This window comes from Ralstonia sp. PBBBR1 (genome assembly GCF_002256165.1).
GTDB classification, from domain to species: Bacteria; Pseudomonadota; Gammaproteobacteria; order Burkholderiales; family Burkholderiaceae; genus Ralstonia; species Ralstonia thomasii.
Map to the genome: position 1 here is coordinate 381,948 of NZ_NKIL01000005.1, position 26,156 is coordinate 408,103.

Sequence of the window (26,156 nt, forward strand, 5' to 3'; positions counted from 1 at the left end):
CGTTTTCACTCACCGAGAAAGAAATTGCCATGTCGAATTCCAACGTTGTCGTCATCACCGGCGTGTCCTCGGGCATTGGTCGTGCCACCGCCGCAAAGTTCGCCCTGCGGGGCTGCCGGGTCTTCGGCACCGTGCGCAACCTCGCCAAAGCGCAGCCGCTCCCGGGCGTTGAGCTGGTCGAGATGGACGTCCGCGATGAAGCATCGGTTCAGCGCGCCGTCCAGACCATCATCGAGCTGGCCAAGCGCATCGATGTGCTGGTCAACAGTGCCGGCGTGACGCTGCTGGGTGCGACCGAAGAGACGTCGATCGCCGAAGCGCAGGCGCTGTTCGACACCAACGTGTTCGGCATCCTGCGGACCACGCGCGCGGTATTGCCGCACATGCGCACGCAGCGCTCAGGCCGCATCGTCAACATCAGCTCGGTGCTCGGCTTTCTGCCTGCGCCTTACATGAGCCTGTATTCGGCGTCCAAGCACGCAGTGGAAGGCCTGTCGGAGACGCTGGATCACGAAGTGCGCAAGTTCGGCATTCGTGTCGCGCTGGTGGAGCCGTCGTTCACCAAGACGAGCCTGGATGCCAACGCGCCTGATGTGGCGTCCAAGGTCTCGGCCTACGACGCCGAGCGCGGCGCCGTTTCGCAGACGATTCGGAAGAGTGTTCAAAAAGCCCCGGACGCCGACAGCGTCGCGAGCACGGTCGTCGATGCCGCGTTCGGTGCATGGAAGATGCGCCGCACGCCCAAGGGCGAGGCGACACTGCTGAGCAGGCTGCGCCGCTTCATGCCGTCTGGCCCGGTCGACTCGGGCTTGAGGAAGACGTTTGGCCTGTCCTGAAGCCGAAGCTGACGCGTGTTACCTGAAACAGACCCGGCGACCCATCGTCGAAATCGGAAGAATCCCATGACGCCTCCCGACAGCGCAGCCACTGGAACAAGCGGAACAACTGGAGCAACTGCCACGATTCCCGTGGCGTTGCCCGCCGCACACACCAACACCGCATCGCCTTGGCCGGTGTTCTGGATCGCCAGCGTGGCGGTGTTCCTGGTCTCGATGGATGGCACGATGCTGTTCGCCGCCTTCAGCGCCTTACGCGCAGGCTTTCCTCACGCCACTGCGGCGGACCTTTCCTGGGTGCTGAATGCCTACACCGTGGCGTACGCGGCAACGCTCATTCCATCGGGCGGATTGGCGGACAAGCATGGGCGCAAGAAGGTGTTTCTGATCGGTGTCGCCTTGTTCCTTGCGGCGTCCGTTGCGTGTGGCCTGTCGCCGAGCGTCGGGTGGCTCGTTGCAGCCCGCGTGCTGCAAGCCGTTGGCGCTGCGCTGCTGACGCCCGCGTCGCTCTCGCTCGTGCTGGCGGCGTTTCCGGTCAGCAAGCGCGCGGTGGCGATCAGTCTATGGGGAGCGGTGGGTGCGCTGGCTGCCGCGGTGGGCCCAAGCCTCGGGGCGTTCGTGATCGCATCGATCGGCTGGCAGTGGGCGTTCTATCTGAACGTGCCTCTGGGGCTGACGGCGATGTGGCGTGGCGCCACCCTTCTCGTCGAGACAAGACAGCACGGCACCAGACGCCCGCTGGATCTGTTCGGGATGGGCATGCTGATGATCGGCACGGCGGCTTTGGCGCTGTCCATCGTGCAATCGGAGTCGCCTGGATGGTCGCGCGATGAACTCCTCGGGATTGCCGCCATCGGGCTCGTGAGCATCGTCGGATTTGTCGCGTGGGCTCGCGTTGCAAGGGCGCCGCTCGTCGATTTGAGGCTGTTTCGCAACCCGACTTACCGATACGTCAATCTCGCCACGTTGAGCTTCGGCACGGCATTCTCGATGATGTTCTTCGGCTTCTTTTTCTACATGAAGTCGATCTGGCATTACTCGCTGCCGGTGGCCGGGCTGGCCATCACGCCCGGGCCGCTGCTGGTGATTCCGGTGGCCATGCTCTCAGGCCGGATCGCGAGCCGCCATGGCCATCGCCCACTGTTGGTCGCGGGCAGCGTGCTCTATGCGAGCAGTGCCGTCTGGTTTTTGCTGGTGCCCGGCCTGACTCCCGCTTACCTGACCCACTGGCTGCCCGGCATGCTGCTCAGCGGCGTGGGCGTTGGCATGGTGCTGCCGTCGCTGTCAGGGGCCGCCGTCAGTCATTTGCCTGCAGAGCACTACGCGGTCGGCGGCGCAATCAATCAGGCGATACGGCAAATCGGTTCCGTCATGGGCGTCGCCCTGACGGTGCTGCTGCTCGGCAGCGCCGGTCTGCAGCGCGCCGACTTCAATGCGCTCTACCTCTGCCATATGAGCCTGGCACTGCTGACCGCAGTCCTGTGCCTGCCCGTCAACACGCTGCCCCGGGCTATTGCTCAGTCCAGGTAATCCGCCCGCCCGTCTGCCGGCGAAACCCGCGCAATTCGTAGAGCACGTGGCAAAGCGTGGGGTGAATTCCGTGACCCAATCCACCCCCACACCACTCAGTCGGCCGCGCGCGAACGCATGCTGGTCTCGGCTTGCGGGGCGTTGATGAAACGCACCAGTTCGGTCATGCTGGCCTCGGGCGCTTCTTCCATCAGCCAGTGGCCGGAGCCCTTGATGGTGACGCCGTTCACGTTGGTCGCCACCATCCTTGCCTGTTCGATCAGGAAGGCGCCGGAAGCCTTTTCGCCCGCCAGTACAAGCATCGGCATCTTGAGCGGCGTCTTCGCAAAGCCCGCAAAGTCCACCGCATCCTGCGGGAAGGCGTGGAGATATTCGAACCCTGCCGCCATGCGCCCGGGTTGGCCGTAGGTGCGCGCGTAGAACTGGCGGTCGGCTTCGGGCACCGAGTGCTTGGGATCGGCCGCAAAGTCGTTCCAGAAGTGCTCGAAGTAGATGCGCTCGCGGCCCTGCACCAGCTTGAGCGGAGTGTCGCCATAGAAATGGAAGTGCCACAGGTCGCGCAGCAGCCAGACCTTCTGCCAGTCACCCACGCCGGGCAGGAAGGCGTCCATGAGCGTGATGCTTTCCACTTCGTCGGGGTATTGCGCGGCATAGGCGTACGCCACCATCAGACCGATGTCATGGCCGACCAGCTTGACCTTGCGATAGCCCATGGCCTGCACCATGGCGTGGATATCCTGCGCAAGCGTCGTCTTATCGAAGCCCGACGCGGGAATCGACGAGGTGCCCGCTCCCGGCAGGTCTGGCGCCAACACCACGCGGCGGTCGGCCAGACGCGGAATCAGCGGCAGCCACATGTGACTGGTCTCGGAATAGCCATGCAGCAGCACGACGGGCGTTTCGGGGCCGTTGCCGGCCTGCAGCGTGTGAATCAGCAAGCCCGCAGCCTCGACCATGCGGTCATGCACGGCGGGTGCGGCATGCGCGTGCAGCGCAGCCAGGCCGATGAGGGCAGCGCCCAGGTGGCTTACCAGGTTGGGAAGAATCTTCATGATGATCTCCAGCCGTGCCGCACGCGGTGTGCGGCACGCCGTAACAAGAGTTGGGTTAAAGCTGGCTCATGCCGCCATCGGCAATGATTTCCGTGCCGACAATGAAGGCCGATTCGGGCGCCGACAGATGCAACACCGTCGACGCAATCTCTTCCGGCTGACCAAAGCGGCCCAGCGGCACCTGGCCCTGGATCTGTGCGGCGGTGGCGGCCAGCGTGTCGGCATCCAGCCCGAGCTTGCCGTACAGCGGCGTCGTCACCGGGCCTGGGCTGACCACATTCACGCGGATTCCCGAGCCAATCAGCTCACCCGACAGCGTCTTCGCCAGCGAGATCAGCGCAGCCTTGCTTGCCGCATAGACCGACGAATTCGGCATGCCGATGTGCGCGTTGATGGAGCCGTTCAGCACGATCGACGTGCCCTTGTTGAGGATGGGCAGCAGCGCCTGCATCTGGAAGAACGCGCCCTTCACGTTGGCGTTGAAGGTCGCATCCCACAGGGCTTCTTCCACGTCCGGGACGGCGGCAAACTTGGCCATGCCGGCGTTAATGAACACAGCGTCCAGACGCACGCCGGCCTCCTGCAGCTGGCGGGTCAGCTCGCGCGCGGCTGCCACGGTGCCGGTTTCGTTACGGATGGCGAGGGCCGCATTGCCGCCGGCCGTGCCCAGCGTGGCGCGCGCCGTTTCCAGCGCTGCCGCATCGCGGCCGGTGATGACCACGCGGGCGCCTTCCCGCGCAAATGCCTGGGCGGCTGCCAGGCCAATACCGCTGTTGCCGCCAGTGACCAGAACGGTCTTGCCTTCGAAGCGATTCATGATGTCCTCCAGTAGGAAAGTTGAACTTGAACAATCGCGTGACTGCAGTGTGGACGCGGGCAAGCGGTTTGCCATACGATCCGGACGATGAACACGTTCGAAGGAATTGCACATGTTGACGGACGAAGAATTGGCACTCCTGGAGGCCATCCGCCAGACGGGCAGCCTGTCGCGCGCGGCGGCGCAACTGGGCAAGGCGCCGTCGACCGTGTCATATGCCGCACGCCAACTGGAGCAGCGCTTCGACGCCCTGCTGTTTGATCGCCGTCGCTACCGGCTGCAGCTCACGCGCGCCGGGCAGTTGCTGACGGAAGAAGCCGCGCGGCTGGCGCAGGATGTGTCGCGTGTTACGCAGCGCGTGCGGCAGGTGGCCAACGGCTGGGAAGACCGCTTGTGGATCGTGACGGACGAGCTGCTGGAGTTCGAATCGCTCATGCCAGTGATGCACGCGTTCGATGCGCTGCAATCGGGCGTGGCGCTGCGCGTGACGCACGAAGTGCTGGCCGGCACCTGGGAGGCCCTGCGCGACGGCCGCGCCGATCTCGTGATCGGGGCGACCAACGAGCCGCCTTCCATCCCGAACCTTGGGTGGTTCGAGCTGGGGGTGGTGGAATGGGTATTTGCCGTGTCGCCACGACACCCGCTTGCAGCCGTCGACGCGCCGCTCACGCGCGAGGAAATCGCCCGGCATCGCGCCGTGGTGGTGGCCGATTCGGCGCGCACCACCGCCGGCCGCGCCTATGGGATGCTGAGCGGGCAGCCTACGCTGGCCGTGCCCAGCATGCGTGCCAAGACGCTTGCCCAGCGCGACGGCCTGGGCGTCGGCTGGCTGCCGAGGCACCGCGTGGCGTCGCTGCTGGCGCGCGGCGAGCTGGTGGAAAAACGTACCACCGATCCGCGCGAGCCGAACCTGCTCTACGTCGGCTGGCGCAGCGGCGATGTCGACGGCGAGGGCCGCGCACTCCAATGGTGGCTTGAGCAGCTACGGCAGCCCCGCTTGGCCAGGCGGCTGGTGCAGGGCATCGACACATTCGCCTGAAACTTCGCCGCGCCGTGTGATCTTGCCTATGCTGGGATGGCGCCGACTTCGCATCGCCCGTCGGCGCAACACAAGCGACGCCGACTGTTGCGGAATGATCAACGTTGCAGCGTTTGTCTTCTGACAAACCCTCGGGTTGGTCAACGCGCGCTGTCGGCCAGCGTTAATCGGTCACGCACGTATTTCCGTGCCTCGTTGGGGGTCTCGTTATGAAACTGTCTGCGTTGATGTTTTCAATCGGTGCGCTGGTGATGGGTTCAGCGTTTGCGCAAGGCACCGCCGCACCCGCCACCGCACCGGCAGCGGCCCCGGCGGCCGTCCACGCGGTCTGCAAGGACGGCACGCCCTATAGCGGCGCGACGCTCAAGGGCGCCTGCCGCGGCCACGGTGGTGTCGACAAGAAAGCCAGCGCAGGCGGTGCTCCGGCTGCCGCGCCCGCAGCGGCGCCTGCCGCATCGGCTCCGGCCAAACCTGCGGCCGCGGCTCCTGCGGCGCCTGCCGCAGCACCGGCTCCGGCGCCAGCAGCCAAACCCGCAGCAGCAGCGCCTGCCAAACCGGCCGCGGCCGCAGCGGCCACCGTTGCCCCTGGCGGCGGCCCCGACAAGGTATGGGCCAATGCCAGCACCAAGGTCTACCACTGCCCGGGCGATCGCTACTACGGCAAGACCAAGCAAGGCGAATACATGACCGAAGCCGACGCCAAGGCCGCCGGCATGCGCCCAAGCCGCAACAAGGCCTGTACCAAGTAAGACACGCCTGCAGCCAACCCGTACGCCGCGGCCCGCCCGGGTCGCGGCGTCGTCCATTTCAGCCGGATCACCGCGTCGCATGCCCCCGAGCAACGAACATCCCGCCGCCGCCCTGCAACACCCAGAGAGCTTCGCCCCGCTGGATGCGCCGCCCCAGCCGCCACAGCAGCGCGCGGTGCGCGACGTCATCGCCGGGTTCTCGATTGCGGGCCTGTTGCTGCCCGAAGCCGTTGCCTACGCGGGCATCGCCAGCCTGCCGCCGCAGGCCGGGCTGATCGCATTGCTGTGCGGTCTGGTGGTCTACTCGTTGCTCGGCTCGAGCCGCTTTGCGATTGTCTCGGCCACGTCATCGTCGGCCGCCGTGCTGTTTGCGACGGTGCTCTCGGAGCCCGGCGCCAGCAGTGCGACGGCGCTCACGATGGCGGCGGCGCTCATCATCGCAACGGGTGTGCTGTTTATCCTGGCCGGTGCGGCGCGGCTGGGCGGCATGTCGGATTTCATCGCGCGGCCGGTGCTGCGCGGTTTCACGTTCGGGCTGGCGCTGACGATTGCCGTCAAGCAATTGCCCAAGATCCTCGACGTAACGGTTCACCACAGCGACACGCCACGCGTTGCGCTGGACCTGATCAGCAGCGCGGCCAGTGCCAACCCGTACAGCACCGCATTGGGTGCCATCGCACTCGCCCTGCTCTTCGGCCTGGGCCGCTGGGGGCGCATTCCGGCCACGCTGGTCGTCATCGTGCTCGCCATCGCGGCCGGCTACTGGATCAACTGGCACAGCTATGGCATTGCCGTGGTCGGCCATATCGACTTGCAGAACATCAGCTTCGGCGTGCCGGCGCTGAACCGGGTGCAATGGATGCAAAGCGCCGAACTCGGCTTTGCGCTCATGCTGATCCTCTACGCCGAATCCTACGGCTCCATCCGCAACTTCGCGCTCAAGCACGGCGATGGCATCTCCGCCAACCGCGACCTCGTCGCACTGGGCTGTGCGAATCTGCTCTCGGGCCTGCTGCACGGCATGCCCGTCGGCGCCGGGTATTCAGCCACTTCTGCCAACGAAGCCGCGGGCGCGCAATCACGTCTGGCCGGGCTGTGCGCGGCGGTCGTGGTGGCGCTGATCGTGTGGCTGTTCCTGCCGGAGCTTGCGCGCATTCCCGAGCCGGTGCTGGCGGCCATCGTGATCTTTGCGGTCAGCCATTCGCTGCATCCGGCCGTCTTCAAACCGTACTGGGCCTGGCACCGCGATCGGCTGGTGGTGATTGCCGCGTTGCTCGCCGTGCTGGTGCTGGGCGTGCTGCACGGGTTGCTCGCCGCAATTGGCGTGAGCCTGCTGCTCACCCTGCGCAAGCTCTCCGAGCCCAACGTGAGCGTGCTCGGCCGCCTGCGCGGGAGCCATGATTTCGTCGACGTGTCTCTGCACCCTGAGGCCAAGCCCGTGCCCGGGGTGCTGATCGTCCGGCCCGAAGTGCCCCTGTTCTTCGCCAACACTGAGCGCGTACTCGGCAAGGTTCGTGCGATGCTTCAACAACCGCACGAGCCCGCGCTGCGCGCCATCATGCTGAGCCTGGAAGAAACGCCGGACGTGGACGGCTCGGCCATCGAAGCGCTGCGCGTCTTTGCCGCCGAATGTGCGGCGCGCGGCCTGCAACTGATGCTCGTGCGCCTCAAGCCGCGCGCGCTGACAGTCTTGCAGCGCGCTACCGACAGCACACTGCGTGCCGAGATGCTGCACGAGTTGAGCGTGGATGAATGCGTGCAGTCGCTGGCCGCAACGCCCAGCACACCGGCCGGCGCCTAGCGCGACAACGCCAGGGCACAACACGGTGCGCGAAGCGCGTCAGCCCCGGGACCGGCGTATCAGCGCGAGGCGTTGCCCGGTGCACGCGCGCCTTCGAGAATGATGCGCGCGAGCTTGGCGTAATCGCCATCAAAGTGATGGCCGCCAGGCAGCTTCACGAGCTGCACCTGCTTCGGATCCAGGCCCGGGCAATTGGTGTCCTTCTCTTCCTTGCCGTAGATGCACATGCCCAGCCCCGCCGGCAGCTTCTGCACCTCGGGCAGGATCAGCAAGCCAGAGGCGCTGCTCGACACCCAGTTGGTCATGTGGAACTCAAAATCGGCACGCTTGCCCAGGCCCATCATGACCGCCAGCGCGACATGCTCGCGCGACGCCGCTGGCAACCGGTTGACGATGAAGGGCAGCACGTCTGCGCCCTGCGAATAGCCGATCAACAGGGCCTTCTGCTTCTTCCAGCGCGACGCATAGAAACGCACGAGGCGGTCCATGTCGGCGGCGGCAGAGGCCGGCGTGCGGGGCGTCCAGAAGTAGCGCAGCGAATCGATGCCCACCACGGGCACGCCCGACTTGGACAGCGCGGCCGCGACCTCCTTGTCCAGCCCCGCCCAACCGCCGTCTCCCGAGAGCAGCACCGCAAACAACTCGGACGATGACCCGGGCTGCGCGGGCACTTCGATGATCGGCAGGTCAGACACCGCCGCGGGCGGCGGCGGGGGCGGCGGCTTGCGCTGGGCGACAAGCTTGGCGAAGGCGGTCTTGAACGGTTCGCTGGCTGTCACAGGCGGCGCATTGGCGCCCGTTGCCATGGCCGGCAACGCCACCGATTGCGCCCCGGAAATCGTATCGATGAAGGCTTGCGTGGCACGCGCGTCGCACAGCGGACCGGAGCGGCGCGCAAACGACGTCGGCGTGGCGGATTGCAGCGCCACCCAAGGCGCAGACAACTTCGTGGCCGGCAGGAGCACCACCCCGGCGTTCTCGGGCGGCTTGACGCGTTTGGCCGTGGTGCGGCTCTCGCTCATGCGGCGGCTGAAGTGCACGCCCTCGCCCTTGCACAACGGCTTGCGCAGCTCCAGCACCGGACAGAACTCCATCGACATGGCCCCGGCAAAGATGTTCGGGCGCGCCTGGGCAATCATGGCGTAGGCCAGCGCACCGCCTTCGTTGTCGCCAACGAGGATGGGCGGGTAGTAGCCGGGCACCTTTTCGTAGGCCTGCAGGAAGCGGCTGAAGTTTTCGAGATCGCCATCGGGGAAAGCGCAATCGCCCGGATCTGCCTCCAGGCTGGCGAACAGCGCAGGCGTCGACAGGCCTGCCACCAATGCGCCCTGCTGCGCGAGGCTCTCTGCCATGCGCGATGCGGCGGGCGTCCAGCCCAGGTCGCCCGACAGCATCAGCACGACGGAGCGGATTTCGCCCTTCGGCTTATAGACCGGCACATCGCGAAAACGCCCGTGCGTGACGAACTCGACCGCGCCCGGTGCGGCGGCGGGCGTAGCGGGCGCCACCACCGGCAGCGACAACACGCCGCCGTTGGCAGCCTTGTTGGCCGTCACGGCCGGCCCGCTCATTTGCAGCCGAGGCGGCATGTCACCGCGCGGCGGCACTGCCACGACACCACTGGCGCCCGTCATGCCCACGGGAGGAACCAGCACCGCGCCCTGCACGGGCGTCGGTTTGGATGTAGGCGCAGGAGCGTCGGCGGCGATGGCCCAGGACGCTGCCAGCACCATGCCGACCGCACCCACATGCCCGGCCAAACGCAAGCCTTTGCGTAGCACTCCCCGATGCCGCGCCTCTTGCGTGCGCGGTGCTTGCCAACTCATTTGGAGATCACTCCCTTCAAGCCGCCGCCGATCAGCGCAGCGACGTCCGTCAATGTGAACAGCGGCGCGATACCGCCACGTGCGAGCAGGTAGCGGGCTTCCCACACCGGCTCGAATTTGTCCTTGAAATTGCGCAGCCCTCTGAAATTGTAGAAGCGCGCACCGTGCCGGAACATCATCCGTCCGAAGCGGTGCCAGCGCGGCGCAAGCTGATGCTCAACCATGCCCGACATCGGCGCCATGCCCAGCCCGAAACGCTGATACCCCTGCGCCTGGAAGTGGAGGATGACCTTGCCAAACAGGAAATCCATCGTGCCGGGCGGCACGTCGCTGCGATAGCGCATCAGGTCCACGCTCGCCTCGATGCGCAGCACATCGGGGCACATCAGCGTGGCAAACGCCACGATGACGCCCTCGCGGCGCACCACGGCCACGGGCTGGCTGCGGATGTAGCGGTCGTCAAATGCGCCGAGCGAGAAGCCTTTCTCGCGCGCGTTCTGATTGCGCAGCCATTCATCGGAAATGGCCCGCAATTCGTCCAGGACGGTCGGCACGTCTGCCGTCGGGATGATCTCGAACGACAGCCCTTCGCGCTCGCCGCGCGTCACGCCATGGCGCAGATTGGCGCGGCGCGAGCCCTTGAGGCTGAAGTCGGGCAGCGACACATACGCCTCTTCGCCCAGCTTGTAGGCACGCAGGCCGGCATCGAGATACAGCGGCAGCGTCTGCGGCCGCGTCTTGTAGAACGCGGCGCGCCCGCCATGTGCGTCGGCCATTTCGATAAAGCGCCAGATCAGCTCGGGCCACTCCTGCTGCGCGCCCACGGGGTCGGACAGCGCCACCCACGAGCGCCCCTGCTTGGCGTACATGATGAACGCGTTGCCCGACGGCGAGAACAGCAGGCTCTTGTCGCCCATCAGCGCGAGCGTGGCATCGGCGGCAGGCTGCTTGCGGACGATCTCGGCCGCGCGGGCGAGTTCTTCGTCGCTCGGGAAGGTCGTAACGCCTGGCTCCTTGCGAAAGAGCTGCCACATGCCGAAGCCGAGCCCGGTGACGGCCACGGCCATCAGCGCGCGGATGGAACGTGGCGCATCGCCGTCAAATGTGAATTGCCACCAGAGCTGGTTGGCGTAGGCCACCTCGCGGTAGGCGAAGAAGAGAATCCACACGCACGCCGCAAACACGCACACCATGGCAAGCAGCCACCCCGCCTCCAGCCGCTGCGAGAACAGCGACGACGGCCGATCGAACTGCCGGCGCGAGATGACGAGCAGCACCGCCAGCGTCACCAGCACCGCCATCTCCGACACGGCAATGCCCTTGGGCAGCGCCAGCACGCCGGTCAGCAGCGACAGCACCAGCGCCGCCCACCACGCGGCATCCAGCCGGTGCAGCAGCCCGCGTGCGACAAACAGCATGATGAGCCCCGCCACGCTACCGATCATGTGCGAGGCTTCCACCACGAACAGCGGCACATGCATGCGCAGGAGGTCTTCCGCTTCGTCGCTGGCAGGGGTGACGCCCGAGACCAGCAGCATCACGCCGGCCACCATCGTCAGCGCGGCCAACAGCCCCGGCGACAACTTGACCGCAGCGCGGCCGAACGGTGCCCCGGCGCCGGAGCGCAACTCGAAGGCGCCAAGCATGGCAGCGGCCACGACCAGTGGCAGCAGGAAATAGATGGCGCGGTAGAACAGCAGCGCGGCCAGCACCTCGGCCGGCGGCGCCTGGCCGCTGCAGCCCAGAAGGATGACGGCCTCGAACACACCCAGGCCGCCCGGGCTCTGGCTCAGGACGCCCAGCGTGACCGCCAGCGCATAGAACGCCACAAACGTCGGTAGGTCGACCGCGCCTGCCGGCATCAGCACCCACAGCGCCGCCGCCGCGGCAATCATGTCGGCCGCTGAAATCGCAAACTGACGCGCGGCCAAGCCCGGCGGCGGCAGGCGGACCTCCCACCGGCCGAACAGCGTCACATGGCGCTGCCGCATGCACAGCACGAGCAACGCCACGACGCCGGCCAGCACCAGCAGGGCCACGACTTCGAGCAACGGCGCCGGCAAATGCGTAATGGTAGCGATGTGCGGCGCGCCCCACAGCAGCCCGACCGCGCCAAAGGCCGTGGTGGACACGCCAAGCGCGCCCGCATCGAAGGCGACCGCTTCTGTCACACGGGCAGGATCGAGCCCGGCCGCCGTGTACAAGCGCGTGCGCACCGCCCCGGCCGTCAGCGAACCGAGACCGACGGTGTTGCCCAGCGCATAAGCAATGAACGAGGTGGTGGCCACCGTGCCTGGGGCGACGTGCGCGCCGGCATAGCGCAGGCCGGACGCGTCGTAGCCGGTCAGGGCGACGTAGCTCAGCGCCGTGGCCAGCACGGCCAGCAGCAGGTGCGAGCGCGGCGTAGCCTGCAGCGCGGCGACCATATCGGCGTAGTGCACGTGGTCCAGCAGCGCATACAGGCTGTCGAACACGAGTGCGCCAAGCACGAGCACCATGCCGACCACGATCCAGCCGGCCAGGCCTAGGCCCGATTCGGATCGCACGGGCGTGGCGGGCGCGGCAGGCGGGGTGCGGGCCGAAGATCGGCGCGATGTTGGACTGGCGTCGTTGGACGCGGCGTCAGGCATGGTGAAAAACGAAATCCTGCTGGCTTGGCGGAGTGCCGGGTCGAAGCGATATGCGAATCCGGACCCGCAGAAGTGGGAGAGCGCGGCAAGACAAACCGCCGAAGACCACGCTCCGCACGGTATCGACGTCTTGATTGGAGCCTGGCCTACCGGCACGGGCTTGTCGCGCGCGCCGGTTTTCTCTCGACCCGCGCTTCAGACGGCCCGTGTGCTGGATTCGCACGTTGTTTGCGGCCTACGTAATACGGCTGAAGCAGCCGATTCGTTGACACGCAGTCCGCATTTTACGGTTTGGGCGCGCTCTCCGGCGGCTTGGGCGGCACATTGGGCTTGCCGGCGTCGACGGAAACCGGGTCGCTCGCAGGAAAGGTTTCCTCAAGGCCCTCGTCGAGCAGGGCTTCCTCATGCGTATCGGCCACGGGCGGATGCGGGTTGGCGGGCGCCGGGGTGGGTGAGGCGCGATCGTCTGGCTCTGGCATGGCGTTCTCCAAGGATGCTTACCCAGAATAGGCAAAGCCGGCTTAACAGGATGACATGGAGGACGGCATGGGCATATGTCGGGCCGGCGGCGGGCTCGGCGCCACGGGTGCGGCACTCAGCCGATGCTCAGCAAACCGTGCGCCAGCCGCCCCAGAAAGCGTTGCACAAACGGGATCGAATGGATAACCGCAAACGTTTTCTATGCTGAAGAAGTCTTAGACAGTATTGCGTAGGAAGGAGGAGTCCGGTACACCATTGAAGCGATCGTTTTCAATATTTTCACAATTCTGCGCATGCCTTTACAGCGCGCCACTGGTGCACTCCTGCGGCGGCCTTCTCTGCTGATCATCGGCGCGTCGGCGCTGTCGCTGGTGCTGGCCGCGCTGACCGCGCTCTCGCTCTGGGAAATGCGCTCGGACGCACTGGCCCGCGCGCGCGATGCCGCCGACAACCTCGCGCTGATCCTGCAGCGCGACATTGCCCGCAACATCGAGGTGTACGACCTGTCGCTGCAGGCCGTGATCGACGGCGTACGCGACCCCGCCATGCTGGCGCTGCCGCCCGCCGTACGCCAGCTCGTGCTGTTCGACCGGTCGACCAACGCGCAGGACCTGGGCTCGCTGCTGGTGACCGACAAGGCCGGCGACGTGGTCATCGATTCGCACTCGGTGCCGCCGCGGCACATTTACCTCGGTGACCGCGATTATTTCCAAGTACATCAAGCCTCCGACGACGTCGGGCTGTATATCAGCGAGCCGTTCATGCCGCGCGCGACTGGCCTCGAGCGATCGCTGGGACTCAGCCGGCGCCTGAACGGCCCGCACGGCGAATTCAACGGCATCGTGGTCGGCACGCTGCGGCTGAACTACTTCAGGCGGCTGTTCGACGGCATCAACCTGGGGCCCCACGCCACCGTCACGCTGATCCGCACCGACGGCACGCTGCTCATGCGGCGCCCGTACAACGAAAAGCTCATCGGCCGCAACCTGGCCGATGCCACCGCGTTCCAGAAGCGGCTGCTCGCACCAGAAGGCTCGTATGTGGACATCGCGGGCATTGACGGTATCGAGAGGCTGTTCAGCTTCCGCCATATCGGCGACCACCCGCTGATCGTCACCGTTGGCCTTGCCACCGAAGACATCTACGCTGAATGGTGGCGGCGCGCATGGGTGATCAGCGGCATCGTGCTGATGCTTGACGCGGTGTTCATCGTGCTGTCATTCCTCTTTGCGCAGCAGCTGCGCAAGCGGCTCGAGATGGAGCAGCAATTGCATCTGCTGGCCAATACCGACAGCCTGACCGGACTTGGCACGCGCCGCGCCTTGGATTCCGCCCTCGACGTGGAGTGGCGCCGCGCCAATCGGCATCACACCCCGATGGCGGTGCTGATGATCGACGTGGACGACTTCAAACCCTACAACGACAGGTACGGCCACGCCGCCGGCGACACCGCCCTGCGCACGGTGGCACGCTGCATCAACGACAGCATCAAGCGCCCCGGCGACTTTGCCGGCCGCTATGGCGGCGAGGAGTTCTGCGCCGTGTTGCCGAACACCGACCTGGGCGGCGCCGCGCGCGTTGCCGAGAGCATCCGCGCTGCCGTTCTGGCCGCCAACGAGCGCAATGCTGGCAGCGCGTACGGCAAGCTGACCGTGAGCATCGGCGTGGCGGTGCATTCGGGCATTGCCGCCGAGGACGACACGCTGGAAGACCTCGTTCGACTGGCGGACGGGCGGCTGTATGAAGCCAAGGCCGCCGGCCGCAACGTGGTCATGCCGCGACACGAGCGGCCCAAGCTGCCTGTCGTCTAGCCAACACCCGTCGGGCACCCCACTTTGGGGGCATGCCATCATCGGCCACCGCTTCTGCACAATGCGCGGGGCTTTCAGGAAACCGCCGTGAGCAAACCTCCGCATTCCCACTTCGATACGTCTGCGCTGCCGCGCGAGCATCAATTTGCGGCGTGGCGGGATGCCATCAACGTGCTGTTCGATTCGCGCTCCGCCGCGCCGCAGTCGCATGGCTTTCAGGCCAGCGTCGACGCCTATCTGTGCGGCGAGACGGGTGTGGGCATGCTCAGCGCCCAGGCACAGCACTATGACCGGTCCCGCTCCAAGCTGGGGCGCGACGGCATGGACGTCTACGTGCTCCAGTACTACCTGGAAGGCAGTTGCGGACAGCGCGACGGCGCAAGCGACAGCGCCACGCGCCCCGGCGATCTGTTCATCGTCGACGCAGCCCAGCCGCTCGCCACAAGCACGACCGACAGCCGCTTCCTGAGCCTGGCCGTGCCACGGCGCCTGCTGGCACCGCTGCTGCGCGCACCCGACGAACTGAGCATGCGCGTGCTGCGCGGCGGTGCTCCGATGGTCGGGCTGCTGCGCGATCACCTGTGTTCGCTCTATCACTCGGTCGGGAAATTGAGCGATGCCGAAGCACAGGCCGTCATCCCGGGCACCCTGCAACTGGCTGCGGCCGCCATCAACTGCCAGGTGACCGAAGCCAATGCGCCGGCCGTGAGGGAAAGCCTGTTTGCCTCGGTCTGCCGGCATGTGCAGCACAATCTGTCCGACCTGGCGCTTTCGCCCGAAGGCGTGTCGGTGCAGTTCGGCATCTCGCGTGCCACGCTGTACCGGCTGTTCGAGCGCGAAGGCGGCTTCTTCAACTACCTGCGCATGCAGCGCCTGCGGCAGTGCCACGCGATCCTGGCCGACCGATCGCAGACGCACCGTTCGGTAGCCGAAATCGCGCAGACCTACGGCTTTTCCGACGCCTCGAACTTTGCGCGTGCGTACCGGCGCGCGACGGGCATGTCGCCCCGCGAGACGCGCATGCTGGCCGTCGAAGGGCGCGCCGCAGCCATGCCGTTCGTGCAGCACAAGGACTGGCGCACCTGGGTCATGCAGATGCGCTGATGCGCGCGGCGGCCCCTCCCGCACCCCGTTTTTTCCTCCTACCTCCCGCGCTTGCCGCCCCCAGGCTGAGACGCGCTGACAGGTTCGCGCGACGGCCGGACCGGTTCGCGGCCGCAGCCGCTTTCTCCGTTGAATCCCGGCTGGCGTGCGTGCGAGCATCCGGCCCGACCTGACGAGTGCCCATGTGCTCGCGGCGGGCACGCGCGACGTGCCCTCTCTTCGTCGAACAGGTCGGAGCGGTGCGGACATTCCGCGCCTCGCACAACACACAACGACAAAAACGGGGGTCTTGTGAAAGACATAACGGGAAAATCGCTTGCCTTGACGCTCTTCGCCACCGTGGCGCTGGCCGCGTGCGGCGGTGGAGACTCGGGAAGCAACACCGCCAGCAATGGCGGCAACACCAGCGGCAACACGCCGCCCGCATCCACGTGCGCAGAAACCGGCGTCGATGCCAAGTACGCCTGCCAGACCGGCAGCACGGAGCCGCTGTACACCTACCAATGGGCGCTCAAGCAGGCAACGAGCTTCTTCGCGGCGTTCGGCCTGGTGGCCAACGGCACGACCGATATCAACGTTGAAGACGCGCACAAAGCCGGCATCAAAGGCCAGGGCGTGAACGTGCTCGTGCTCGATGACGGCATCGACGTGCACAACGAAGACCTGTTCGCCAATGCCAACTCGGACATGACGCACAACTTCGACGATGGTTTGAACGATCCGACACCGGCAGACAATCCCGCCAACATCAACGACGCGCATGGCACCAATGTCGCCGGCATCATCGCGGCGGCGCAGAACGGCAAGGGCGTGATGGGGATCGCGCCGCGGGCGACACTGGGCGGGGCGCGCTTTATCGGCGCGGCGAACCCGGACACCACCGCAGCCTACGGCGGCGCAAATTGGTCGAAGAACGGCCACATCATCAACGCGTCGTACGGTGCAAACCCGCAGGCGCCGCTGGAGTACGACACGTCCACCTCGACACAGGCAGCGGTGCGCGCCTTCCCGAACCTGCGTGGGGGCCGCGGGCTCGTCATGCTCAAGGCGTCGGGCAACGAATATGAGTCCATCAACGACGGCATCAATGTTCCGCCGCGCACGTGCCCGACCGTGGGCGCTACCGCCGGCATGATCGGCTGCGAGACCCCGGCCAATGACCCGGAAGCGCTGGAGCCCGGCGTGATCGTGGTTGGCGCAGCAAACGCGCAGGGCATCAAGTCGAGCTACTCCAACGCCGGATCGGTCAACTGGATCACAGGCTTGGGCGGCGAATACGGCAACGGCGGAAAATATGGTGAAACCGGCAGCGGCCCGAAGATTTTCTCCACCGACCTCAGCGGCTGCGCACGCGGCTACAGCCGGGCCAATCCGGACGACACCTATGACTTTGCAATTGCAGGCACCGCCACCAACCTGAAAGACAACGCGAAGTGCGACTACTCGAGCATGAACGGCACGTCGGCGGCCACACCGACGCTCTCGGGCGTGGTCGCGCTGATGCTGGCGGCTAATCCGAACCTGACGTGGCGCGATGTGCGCGAGATTCTGCGTGCGACGGCCCGCAAAATCGACGCCGACTACGGCAGCCGTGACGGCCGCAACGCGCGGATCGACTTGCTCACCGGCGCCGCCACCGGCGACACCAGCGCCGCGCTCACCGACGGCGCGACCACCGCACGCCTGGACTACGGTTGGCAGACCAACGCCGCCGGCTATGCGTATTCGACGTGGTACGGCTTCGGGCTGGTCGACGCTTCGGCGGCCGTAAAGATGGCCAAGGCGACCGTCGCCTACAAGCCGGCAGCACTGTCGGTGCCTGACTTCGCGGCCGCCTTTGCCAACGTCAACCAGCTGAACTACGGCGCGGTGCAGAAGCTCGGCCAGTTCAACGTGTCGGGCACGGACAAGGTCGACGCCCTGCAGCTGCGCGTATCGGGCTCGGTGTGCGTGGGCAGCGTCGGCTTCTTCGTGAAGTCGCCGTCGGGCACGGTGTCGGCGTTGTCCCTGCCGTACAACGGCTATTACAACAACGGCGTCGATACCGTGAACAAGTACGGCCTTGGCAGCTACGCCTTCTACGGCGAGAACGCAGCCGGCACGTGGGAGGTCTACGCCGTAAGCGGTGTGCCGACCAATGCCTGCGCGAAGTACCAGCCCCAGGGTGGCACCCACACCGTGACCCTCACCACGCCGCTGGCAGTGGAATACCGCGTGATTGCTGCCAAGTGAGCCCGTTCGGAGACCAATCAACATGATCAATGCAACTCTTATGAAGACTGTGGCGCTGGCGGCGCTTCTCTCGATGGCTTCGGCGTGCCAAGCGGCCGACCTGACGGTGGGCAAGCGCCTGAGCACGCAGGAGCTAGCCCAGTACGCGAGCACACCGACAGTGCAGATCGAATCGCAGTCGTTCAAGGTGCTCTCCAGCGGCACGCGCACCAAGGCAGCGGGTGCGGCATCCTCAGCCGTCACGCAGGTCGTCAATGAACGCGGCGTGGTGGGGGAGAGCCGCAACGAGGTGGTCGTCTCGCAGGTGTCGGTCGACAGCGTGCGCCAGGCAGTGAGCAGCCTGCCTGCAACGCCCGTGTCGGCGGAGTATTACGGGCACCTGAACATCAGCACGCTGCGCTTTGCTTCGTTCCAGGATGCCGTGAACGCGCGTGCGCAACTCAAGAAGACGCTGCCGCAGGCGCGGGTGGACGTTCCGATCCAGTACGCCAAGCCCGTGGCGCGCTGATCGGTACCGCGCGGTTGCACAAGACGCCCCCGCCTCCGCGCGGGGCGTCTTGCATGGAAGGCGTATCATCCCGGCCTTTTCCCAAGCCAGGACAACACCATGACCAAGGCCACCGGCAGCTTCGAAGCGCTGGCCGCACGCGAAGGCGGCCTGCAGCACCGCCTCTCTTCTGCGCAACTCACCATGATCGCCATCGGCAGTGCGATCGGCACCGGCCTGTTCCTGGGCAGCGGGGCGGCCATTCAGTTGGCCGGCCCGGGCGTGATCGCCAGCTACGCCATCGGGGCGTTCATCGCCCTGCTGCTCATGGGGTGCCTGGCCGAGATGGTTGTCGCCCATCCCACTACCGGTTCGTTCGGCGCGTATGCCGAGCACTACGTGAGCCCGCTTGCCGGTTTCCTCGTGCGCTATGCGTACTGGGCGGCAGTCGTCTTCGTGATCGGCGCCGAAGTGACCGCGGTGGCGGTGTACATGGCGTACTGGTTTCCGGGTGTGCCAGCGTGGGTGTGGATCGTCGGGTTTTCGGCCGTGCTGGTGTGGGTCAATGCAAGCAGCGTCGAGGTGTTTGGGGTGGCCGAATATTGGTGCTCGATGATCAAGGTGGTGGCCATCGTCGCGTTCCTGGCGGTGGCGAGCTACGCCATCCATCGCGCACCCGATGACGGCCCGATCGGCTTTCACAACTACGTGAGCGCGGGCGGCTTTCTGCCGCACGGATGGAATGGCGTGTGGTTCGGCGCGGTGGTCAGCATCTTCAGCTTCTTCGGCATCGAGCTGATTGCCGTGGCCGCCGGCGAGGCGCGCGAGCCGGAAGCTGCCGCCGCCAGCGCATTCCGTTCAACGCTGTTCCGGCTGGTGTTCTTCTACCTCTGCACGTTGGCACTGATGCTCGCCGTCGTGCCTTGGCAGCAGGCCGGCACGGGCAAGAGCCCCTTCGTGCGGGTGATGGAAATCCTCGGTATCGCCGGTGGCGCGGGCGTGATGAACTTCGTCGTGCTCACGGCGGCGCTGTCGTCGATGAACGCGCAGTTGTATGTATCGACGCGCATGCTGTTCAGCCTCGCGCGCGGCGGGCAGGCGCCTCAGGCGCTGGGCGCGGTGAGCCAACGCGGCGTGCCGCTGCGCGCGCTGGCGGTGTCCAGTTCCGGTGCGGCATTGGCGGCCGTGCTGAGCGTTGTGCTGCCAGGGCAATCGTTCCTGTTGATGATGTCGCTAGCGATGTTCGGTGCGCTGTTTACGTGGCTCGTCATCTTTGTCACGCACGCGCGCTTCCGGCGCACGGCGCAGCGCGAAGGCCGCGCACTGCGCTTTCGCATGTGGGGCTTTCCTGCGCTGACCACGCTTGGCGCAATGGCCATGGCGGTCATCATCGTCAGCACGGCGTGGATGCCCGATTTCCGGATGACGCTGATGGTGGGTGTGCCGTTTCTGCTCGTGCTGGCGGCGGTGTTCCGGTGGGTGCACGGCCGGCAGTGACCGCCAGACGACGCTCCAGGGTCAGGTGCGCGCCAGCGCCTGATCCAGATCGGCCAGCAGATCATCGATATGCTCGATGCCGATCGACAGCCGGATCGTCTCCTGCCGCACACCCGCCGTGGCAAGCTCGGCTTCCGAAAGCTGCCGATGCGTGGTCGATGCCGGATGGGTTGCGAGCGACTTGGCGTCGCCAATGTTCACCAGCCGCGTGAACAACTGCAACGCGTCCTGAAAGCGCGCCCCGGCGGCAAAGCCGCCCTTCACCCCAAACGTGAGCAACCCTGGCGCCTTGCCCGAGAGGTACTTGCGCACGAGCGCGTGATCGGGGTGATCGTCCAGGCTGGCATGGTTGACCCACTCCACCTTGGCGTGGCCCCGCAGATGCCGGGCGATCTGCGCGGCGTTCTGCGTGATGCGGTCGATGCGCAGGCCCAGCGTTTCGATGCCCTGCAGGATCAGGAACGCGTTGAATGGCGACAGCGCCGCCCCGGTATTGCGCAGCGGCACCACGCGGGCGCGGCCGATATACGCCGCGTCGCCCAGCGCTTCCGTATAGACGACACCGTGGTAGCTCACGTCCGGTTCGTTCAAACGCTTGAAGCGTGCCTTGTGCTTGGCCCACGGAAACTTGCCCGAATCGACGATCGCGCCGCCCAGGCTCGTGCCGTGGCCGCCCAGGTACTTCGTCAGCGAATGCACGACGATGTCGGCGCCGTGCTCAAAGGGCCGCGCCAGGTACGGCGTCGGCACCGTGTTGTCGACGATGAGCGGCACGCCATGGCGGTGCGCAATCTCGGCCAGCGCGGCGATGTCGGTGATGTTGCCCAGCGGGTTGCCGACGGTCTCGGCAAAGATGGCCTTGGTACGGTCGTCGATCAGCGCCTCGAACGATGCCGGGTCGCGCGGGTCGGCAAAGCGCGTGGTGATGCCCGACAGCGGCAGCGTGTGCGCGAACAGGTTGTAGGTGCCGCCGTACAGCGTGCTGGCCGAGACGATGTTGTCGCCCGCTTCCGCAATCGTCTGGATCGCATATGTGACGGCCGCCTGGCCCGACGCCAGCGCCAGCGCGCCGATGCCGCCTTCGAGCGCAGCGATGCGCTTCTCCAGCACATCGTTGGTCGGGTTCATGATGCGCGAGTAGATGTTGCCCGGCACCTTCAGGTCGAACAGATCGGCGCCGTGCTGCGTGTCGTCAAACGCAAACGCAACAGTCTGGTAGATCGGCACGGCCACCGCGCGGGTCGTCGGGTCCGCGCTGTAGCCGCCGTGGACGGCCACGGTGTCGAGTTTCCAGGCAGGGGCAGTGCTCAAGGACGACTGCGTCATGGTGCGTCTCCGGAAGGTTGATCCGGCGAGCATATGGGCAGCCCTTCGATGGGGGAACGATCGTTTTTGCGTTTGCTTATGCGCGAAACGTAGCTGATCAGGCGTGTATCAGTTCGTGCTGGATGACATTCTGCAACCCGCCATGCTGGCCCAGCCGCGTGCGGCGGCAGCGGCCCGGGCCACGTGATTGGACGGAGGCCGCAGAACCGAAACGGGGTTGGTCAACCGAAGCCGTAGAGCTTCACCGGATTCGACACAAAGATCATCTGCTGCCAATCCGCACGGTCGATCCACGTGGCAAACGTATCTACCAGCGTGGCATCGTCCGGCTTGTGCGCCTTCTCGGTCGGATGCGGCCAGTCGGTGCCCCACAGCATCCGCTCGGGCGCCATGTCGATGAATGCCTTCGCCACTGGCTCTACGTCTGCATAGCCAGGCGCGCCCGCCTTGGAATCGACATATGGACCGGACAGCGTGATCCACGTGTTCCCCTTGTCGACCAGGCGCTGCGCGGTACGCATAGCGTCGGACTGCATGCCACCGGGCTGCGGAACATGTGCGATGTGGTCGATGACGAGCGGACATGGCAGCGCAAGCAGATGCGACTCCAGTGCGGGCAGCTTGGCGCCTTGCACAACCAGTTCGATGTGCCACCCAAGCGCGCCGATGCGGGACGCCAGCGGCGCGAGCATGTCGACGGTGGTAGCGCCCGGATAGCTCAGATTGAAGCGGATGGCTCGCACACCGGCCGCGTGCATTTCGGCAAGCTGTGCCTGCGTCACGGACGTATCGACCACCGCAACACCGCGCGCACTCGGCCCGAGACGCTTGAGCGCATCCAGCGTGCAACGGTTGTCCGTTCCGTACGTCGACGGCGTGACCACCACGTTGCGGTGCATGCCCAAACGGGCCTGCACCTTGCGGTACTGCTCGATGCTCGCGTTGGGCGGGCGCAGCGTGGTGCCTGGGGCGCTGGGGAATCGGTCATCGTAGATGTGCATGTGGCAATCCACTGCGCCGGCCGGCAGCTTGAATGTCGGCGTGGCGCTACCGCTGGACCACAGCTCTTCCGCTTCGGTAAGCCCCGGAACAGCGGCCGCCACGGCACTGGCACCCGCCATCTGCAGGAACCGCCTTCTGCTGAATGCGCGCATGATCAGGCCGTCTCCGTCTTGTTCAGCACCTGCGCTTCCGGCTTCGCGCGACTAAGCAGCAGCAACGTCGTCACGCTCACCAGCGTCAGAAGCGCCAGCGGCATCAACGCCAGCGCATAGCTGCCGGTGGCCTGCTTGACCCAGCCGTACACGTTCACCATCAGGCCGCCGCCGATGAGATTGGCAATCGCGTTGATAGTGGCCAGCCCCGCAGCGGCTGCACTGTTCGAGAGCATGCCGGAGGCCAGCGCCCAGAACGGCCCCTTGAACGAATAGGCCCCGACCAGCACCGCGCACAGCATCACCATGGTCGGCACGAGAGAGCCGCTGAGCGACGTGCCAAACAGGCCCAGGCCGATCAGCAGCATGGGAATGGCGGTATGCCAGCGGCGCTCCTTGAGGCGGTCCGAGCGGCGGCCCCAAACTACCATCAGCACCGATGCCACCGCATACGGCACCGAGTTGAGCAGCCCCGTCTGCATGACGGTCAACCCGAACGATTTCAGCAGCTGCGGCTGCCACACCGACAGCGTGCTGCCGGCGGCCGATGCGCACACGTCCACCAGCGCGAGGCACAGCACGTAGCGATTGCAGAACAGCTTAAGCAGCGGCATCTGCGCGACTTTCTTCGGCCCGCGCGCTTCACCGGCCAACGTATTTGTGAGCCACTGGCGCTCTTCGTTCGACAGCCACTTGGCTTCCTCCGGCCGATTGGTCAGCACCCGCAAGCAGGCGATGCCCAGCAGCACCGTGGGAATGCCTTCGAGGATGAACAGCCAATGCCAGCCGCGCAGGCCGGCAAACCCGTCCATCTGCAGCAGCACGGCGGAGATGGGCGAGCCGATGAAGCTCGCCGCCGGAATCGCGACCATGAACGTCGCCACAATACGCGCGCGATGCGTTGCCGGAATCCAGTACGAGAGGTACAGCAGCACGCCGGGAAAGAACCCTGCCTCCGCCGCGCCCAGCAGGAAGCGCAGCGCATAGAACGATGCCGGGCCGCTCACCAGCGCCGTCGCGGCCGAGATCAGGCCCCAGGTGATCATGATCCGCGCGATCCAGATACGCGCGCCGTAGCGCTGCAGCGCCAGGTTGCTCGGCACCTCGAAGAAGAAATACGACACGAAGAAGAGGCTGCTGCCGAACCCGAATACGCGTGCTGTCAGCCCAAGGTCATGGTTCATCTGCAGCGAGGCCATGCCCACGTTGCCGCGGTCGATGAAGGCCAGCAGGTAGCAGAGCATGAGAAACGGCACGAGCCGCCAGACCACCTTGCGCAGGGTCCGCTGCTCGATTTCCGTCACACCGGTACTGCCCGTCACTTGCATGTGTGTCTCCTGGTGCCGACGTCTGCTGCGCGGCGCTGTTTGAATGTCTAGTAAGAAAGGTACTGCGATTGCGCGATCAGCGTGTTGCGGCTTCACCGGCATCGGCGCCCGGGTCGCCCAGCCAGGCGATGGACAGCGCACCGATGAGCAGCACCGCCGACACCGCCAGCAGCGGCGCGGTAAAGCCCTGCGAGTACTGCTTGATGGCACCGATCATCGACGGGCCGACAAAGCCGCCGAGGTTGCCGACGGAAACGATCAGCGCCAGCCCGCCCGCAGCCGCGCGGCCCGTAAGGAAGGTGGACGGAATCGCCCAGAACGTGGCCTGGAACGCCAGGATGCCGCTCACCGTCACGCACAGCGCGGCGAGCTTGAGCGCCGGCGCATCCAGGGCCGTGCTGGCTGCCAGCGCCACTGCTGCAACCACCAGCGCGGCAGCCACATACGGGACGCGGTTCTGCGCGCGGTTCGCCATGCGGGCCCACCACAACATGACCACCGCACCCAGGGCATATGGGATGGCCGTCAGCCAGCCGACCACGGTGTGCTCGACGCCAAACTGCTTGATGATCTGCGGCATCCAGAGGCCCACGCCGATGGAGCCCACGATGCCGCAGAAGTTGATAAACGCCAGCACGAAGACGCGCCAGTTGGTCATCGCATCGCGCAGGGTCGTGCCGTGCTTGCTGGCGATGGCGCGCTGCTCCATGGCGAGGCGGCGCGCGAGCACGGCCTTCTCATCGTCGGTGAGCCATTTGGCCTTTTCAGGCCGATCCGCCAGCACAAACAGGCACGCAATACCGAGCAGCACCGCCGGCAGCCCTTCGATCAGCAACAGCCATTGCCAGCTGCGCAGCCCATGCAGACCGCCGAGTTCGAGCAACGCGCCGGAAATGGGTGAGCCGACCATGTTCGCCACCGGAATGCCCACCAGGAAGGCCGCCGTCACCTTTGCGCGCCACTTGCCCGGAAACCAGTGCGTGAAGTACAGGTAGATGCCCGGCGTGAAGCCTGCTTCGGCAAGGCCCAGCAGAAAGCGCGCCGCCGCAAAACTCTTGGGCCCGACCACAAACGCCGTGGCCATCGAGAAGATGCCCCACGTGATCATGATCCGCGCGATCCAGATGCGCGCCCCCACCTTCTGCATGATGAGGTTGCTCGGGATCTCGAACAGGAAATAGCCGATGAAGAACAGCCCCGCGCCGAACCCGAACTGCTCGGCGGTCAGGCCAATGTCCTTGTTCATGGTGAGCGCGGCAAACCCCACGTTGGTGCGATCGAGATAGCTGATCACATAGCAGGCGAAGATGAACGGCAGGATGCGGCGGAACGCCTTGGCCAGCGTGCGTTCGCTCGCCTGGTAGTCCGCATCGGGCAGCGTAGCGGCGGAGCGCACATCCGCGCCATGCGCTGGCGTGGTGGCACTCAAAGTCTGGGACATTTGCATGGTCTCCTCCGTCGCGCTTCTATGAGCACTCAGGGTCGGGTATCGATGAGCTGGGGCTAGGGCGTGACTTTTGTCTGCTTTGTCCGATGCGGCAGCGGGCCGGCGATGTCCATCTCGGACTTGAGCACCGTGCCGGACACCGATTCGGTCATGAAAAGCGTCTTCATTTCGGGGCCACCGAAGCACAGGTTCGTGAGCGATGCACCTTCGGGGCTGGTCAAGACCATGTCCGGCTCCGCACGGTGGTTCAGCACCCATGCGCGGCCGAGTCCGGGGTTGGCCACGAACAGCCGCCCCGCCGTGTCGATCGTCAAACCATCCGGGCCGCTCGGGCCGTACGACGTGAAGAACTGTCCGACCTTGCTGACGGAGCCATCGGCCTGCAGCGGCACACGCCACACGCAGTTGCCGCGCGTCATGGCGACGTAGAGCACCTTCTCGTCGGGCGACAGGACAAGCCCGTTGGGGCTGGGGCAATTGCCGAGCAGCATGTCGAGCCTGCCTTCCGGCGAGAGGCGATAGACGCGCCCCGTCGGGTCTTGCAGGCCGGTCTGGCCCTGGTCGGTGAAGTACAGGTTGCCGTGCGAATCGAACGTCAGGTCGTTCACGCCCTTGAAGCGCTCAGAGTTGCGGCGCTCAAGATACGGCGTGACTTCGCCGCGCTTGATGTCGAGCAGCATCAGCCCGTTGCGGTAGTCGGTGATGAGCAGGTGTGCATCGTCGACGAACTTCATGCCGTTGGGCTCGCCGTCGTATTCGGTCACCAGTTCCCAATCGCCCGCCGGCGAGATGCGGAAGACGCGGCCGTGCGGGATATCCGTCACGTACAGATGGCCGTAGCCGCGGCCATCCGGACACCACACCGGTCCTTCGAGAAACGAGTCGGTGGCTTGCCCCCCGCGATTGGCGCGTGCCCATTCCGTCTGGACATCGGGCTTGCGAAACTGGGCCGGCATGCGCGTGAAGACTTCGGCTTCACGCATCGCCGGTGGCGAGAGCAGGAACATGGA

At 66.0% G+C, this 26,156-nt stretch carries 20 protein-coding genes; 10 read left to right on the forward strand and 10 right to left on the reverse strand.

Annotated elements, in window-relative coordinates; all coding sequences use genetic code 11:
* Positions 1–29 precede the first annotated feature (29 nt).
* Both CFE42_RS10460 and CFE42_RS10465 read left to right on the forward strand, forming a co-directional pair.
* Positions 30–836, forward strand: coding sequence for an oxidoreductase (locus tag CFE42_RS10460; RefSeq protein ID WP_004627860.1), 807 nt, complete (start codon positions 30–32; stop codon positions 834–836).
* A 66-nt stretch (positions 837–902) separates the two neighbouring features.
* The gene (locus CFE42_RS10465) at positions 903–2,366 is read left to right on the forward strand and encodes an MFS transporter (protein ID WP_004627861.1); all 1,464 of its coding nucleotides are present in this window, start codon (positions 903–905) and stop codon (positions 2,364–2,366) included.
* Between the two features lie 95 nt (positions 2,367–2,461).
* On the opposite strand, the gene CFE42_RS10470 is transcribed toward CFE42_RS10465, so the two are convergent.
* Together CFE42_RS10470 and CFE42_RS10475 are read right to left on the reverse strand one after the other, a co-directional pair.
* Positions 2,462–3,418, reverse strand: coding sequence for an alpha/beta hydrolase (locus CFE42_RS10470; protein ID WP_004627863.1), 957 nt, complete (start codon positions 3,416–3,418; stop codon positions 2,462–2,464).
* Positions 3,419–3,473: 55 nt separating this feature from the next.
* Positions 3,474–4,235 carry an SDR family oxidoreductase gene (locus CFE42_RS10475; protein WP_004627865.1) on the reverse strand — a complete coding sequence of 254 codons (762 nt, stop codon included), beginning with the start codon at positions 4,233–4,235 and terminating at the stop codon, positions 3,474–3,476.
* A gap of 112 nt (positions 4,236–4,347) precedes the next feature.
* On the opposite strand from CFE42_RS10475, the gene CFE42_RS10480 reads away from it, so the two are divergent.
* The 3 genes from CFE42_RS10480 to CFE42_RS10490 all read left to right on the forward strand — a co-directional run bounded on the left by CFE42_RS10480 (position 4,348) and on the right by CFE42_RS10490 (position 7,824).
* The gene (locus CFE42_RS10480; RefSeq protein WP_004627866.1) at positions 4,348–5,274 is read left to right on the forward strand and encodes a LysR family transcriptional regulator; all 927 of its coding nucleotides are present in this window, start codon (positions 4,348–4,350) and stop codon (positions 5,272–5,274) included.
* 209 nt (positions 5,275–5,483) lie between these two features.
* Positions 5,484–6,023 (forward strand): hypothetical protein, encoded by a 540-nt coding sequence (locus CFE42_RS10485; protein ID WP_004627868.1) that lies wholly within the window; start codon positions 5,484–5,486, stop codon positions 6,021–6,023.
* Positions 6,024–6,102: 79 nt separating this feature from the next.
* Complete coding sequence (locus tag CFE42_RS10490; protein ID WP_004627869.1) at positions 6,103–7,824, forward strand: SulP family inorganic anion transporter; 1,722 nt, start codon at positions 6,103–6,105, stop codon at positions 7,822–7,824.
* Positions 7,825–7,883: 59 nt separating this feature from the next.
* Here the strand turns inward: CFE42_RS10490 and CFE42_RS10495 are convergent, their stop codons facing one another.
* From CFE42_RS10495 to CFE42_RS10505, 3 genes are all read right to left on the reverse strand, one after another.
* The gene (locus tag CFE42_RS10495) at positions 7,884–9,650 is read right to left on the reverse strand and encodes an AcvB/VirJ family lysyl-phosphatidylglycerol hydrolase (RefSeq protein ID WP_004627870.1); all 1,767 of its coding nucleotides are present in this window, start codon (positions 9,648–9,650) and stop codon (positions 7,884–7,886) included.
* A complete protein-coding gene (gene mprF / locus CFE42_RS10500) occupies positions 9,647–12,280 on the reverse strand; it encodes a bifunctional lysylphosphatidylglycerol flippase/synthetase MprF (protein ID WP_004627871.1) in 2,634 nt (877 codons plus the stop codon). Before mprF ends, CFE42_RS10495 begins: the two co-directional genes overlap by 4 nt.
* Positions 12,281–12,564: 284 nt before the next feature.
* Complete coding sequence (locus tag CFE42_RS10505) at positions 12,565–12,759, reverse strand: hypothetical protein (RefSeq protein ID WP_004627872.1); 195 nt, start codon at positions 12,757–12,759, stop codon at positions 12,565–12,567.
* A 294-nt stretch (positions 12,760–13,053) separates the two neighbouring features.
* On the opposite strand from CFE42_RS10505, the gene CFE42_RS10510 reads away from it, so the two are divergent.
* The 5 genes from CFE42_RS10510 (at position 13,054) to CFE42_RS10530 (ending at position 19,891) form a co-directional block, all read left to right on the forward strand.
* A complete protein-coding gene (locus CFE42_RS10510) occupies positions 13,054–14,571 on the forward strand; it encodes a sensor domain-containing diguanylate cyclase (RefSeq protein WP_004627873.1) in 1,518 nt (505 codons plus the stop codon).
* A gap of 87 nt (positions 14,572–14,658) precedes the next feature.
* On the forward strand, positions 14,659–15,675 hold the full coding sequence (locus tag CFE42_RS10515) for a helix-turn-helix domain-containing protein (RefSeq protein ID WP_004627875.1): 1,017 nt from the start codon (positions 14,659–14,661) through the stop codon (positions 15,673–15,675).
* A 321-nt stretch (positions 15,676–15,996) separates the two neighbouring features.
* Positions 15,997–17,907: a S8 family serine peptidase gene (locus CFE42_RS10520; protein ID WP_220485412.1), complete on the forward strand. Its 1,911-nt coding sequence runs from the start codon at positions 15,997–15,999 to the stop codon at positions 17,905–17,907.
* A gap of 22 nt (positions 17,908–17,929) precedes the next feature.
* Entirely contained in the window at positions 17,930–18,415 is a 486-nt protein-coding gene (locus CFE42_RS10525) for a hypothetical protein (RefSeq protein ID WP_004627881.1), read from the forward strand.
* A gap of 99 nt (positions 18,416–18,514) precedes the next feature.
* Complete coding sequence (locus CFE42_RS10530) at positions 18,515–19,891, forward strand: amino acid permease (protein ID WP_004627883.1); 1,377 nt, start codon at positions 18,515–18,517, stop codon at positions 19,889–19,891.
* A gap of 21 nt (positions 19,892–19,912) precedes the next feature.
* On the opposite strand, the gene CFE42_RS10535 is transcribed toward CFE42_RS10530, so the two are convergent.
* From CFE42_RS10535 to CFE42_RS10555, 5 genes are all read right to left on the reverse strand, one after another.
* Positions 19,913–21,217, reverse strand: a complete 1,305-nt coding sequence (locus CFE42_RS10535; RefSeq protein WP_004627884.1) for an aminotransferase class I/II-fold pyridoxal phosphate-dependent enzyme — start codon at positions 21,215–21,217, stop codon at positions 19,913–19,915.
* Between the two features lie 221 nt (positions 21,218–21,438).
* Entirely contained in the window at positions 21,439–22,371 is a 933-nt protein-coding gene (locus CFE42_RS10540; protein ID WP_037043637.1) for an amidohydrolase family protein, read from the reverse strand.
* Between the two features lie 2 nt (positions 22,372–22,373).
* A complete protein-coding gene (locus CFE42_RS10545; RefSeq protein ID WP_004627889.1) occupies positions 22,374–23,699 on the reverse strand; it encodes an MFS transporter in 1,326 nt (441 codons plus the stop codon).
* A 76-nt stretch (positions 23,700–23,775) separates the two neighbouring features.
* Complete coding sequence (locus CFE42_RS10550) at positions 23,776–25,140, reverse strand: MFS transporter (RefSeq protein ID WP_004627892.1); 1,365 nt, start codon at positions 25,138–25,140, stop codon at positions 23,776–23,778.
* Between the two features lie 62 nt (positions 25,141–25,202).
* Positions 25,203–26,153 carry an SMP-30/gluconolactonase/LRE family protein gene (locus CFE42_RS10555; RefSeq protein ID WP_037043714.1) on the reverse strand — a complete coding sequence of 317 codons (951 nt, stop codon included), beginning with the start codon at positions 26,151–26,153 and terminating at the stop codon, positions 25,203–25,205.
* Positions 26,154–26,156 lie beyond the last annotated feature (3 nt).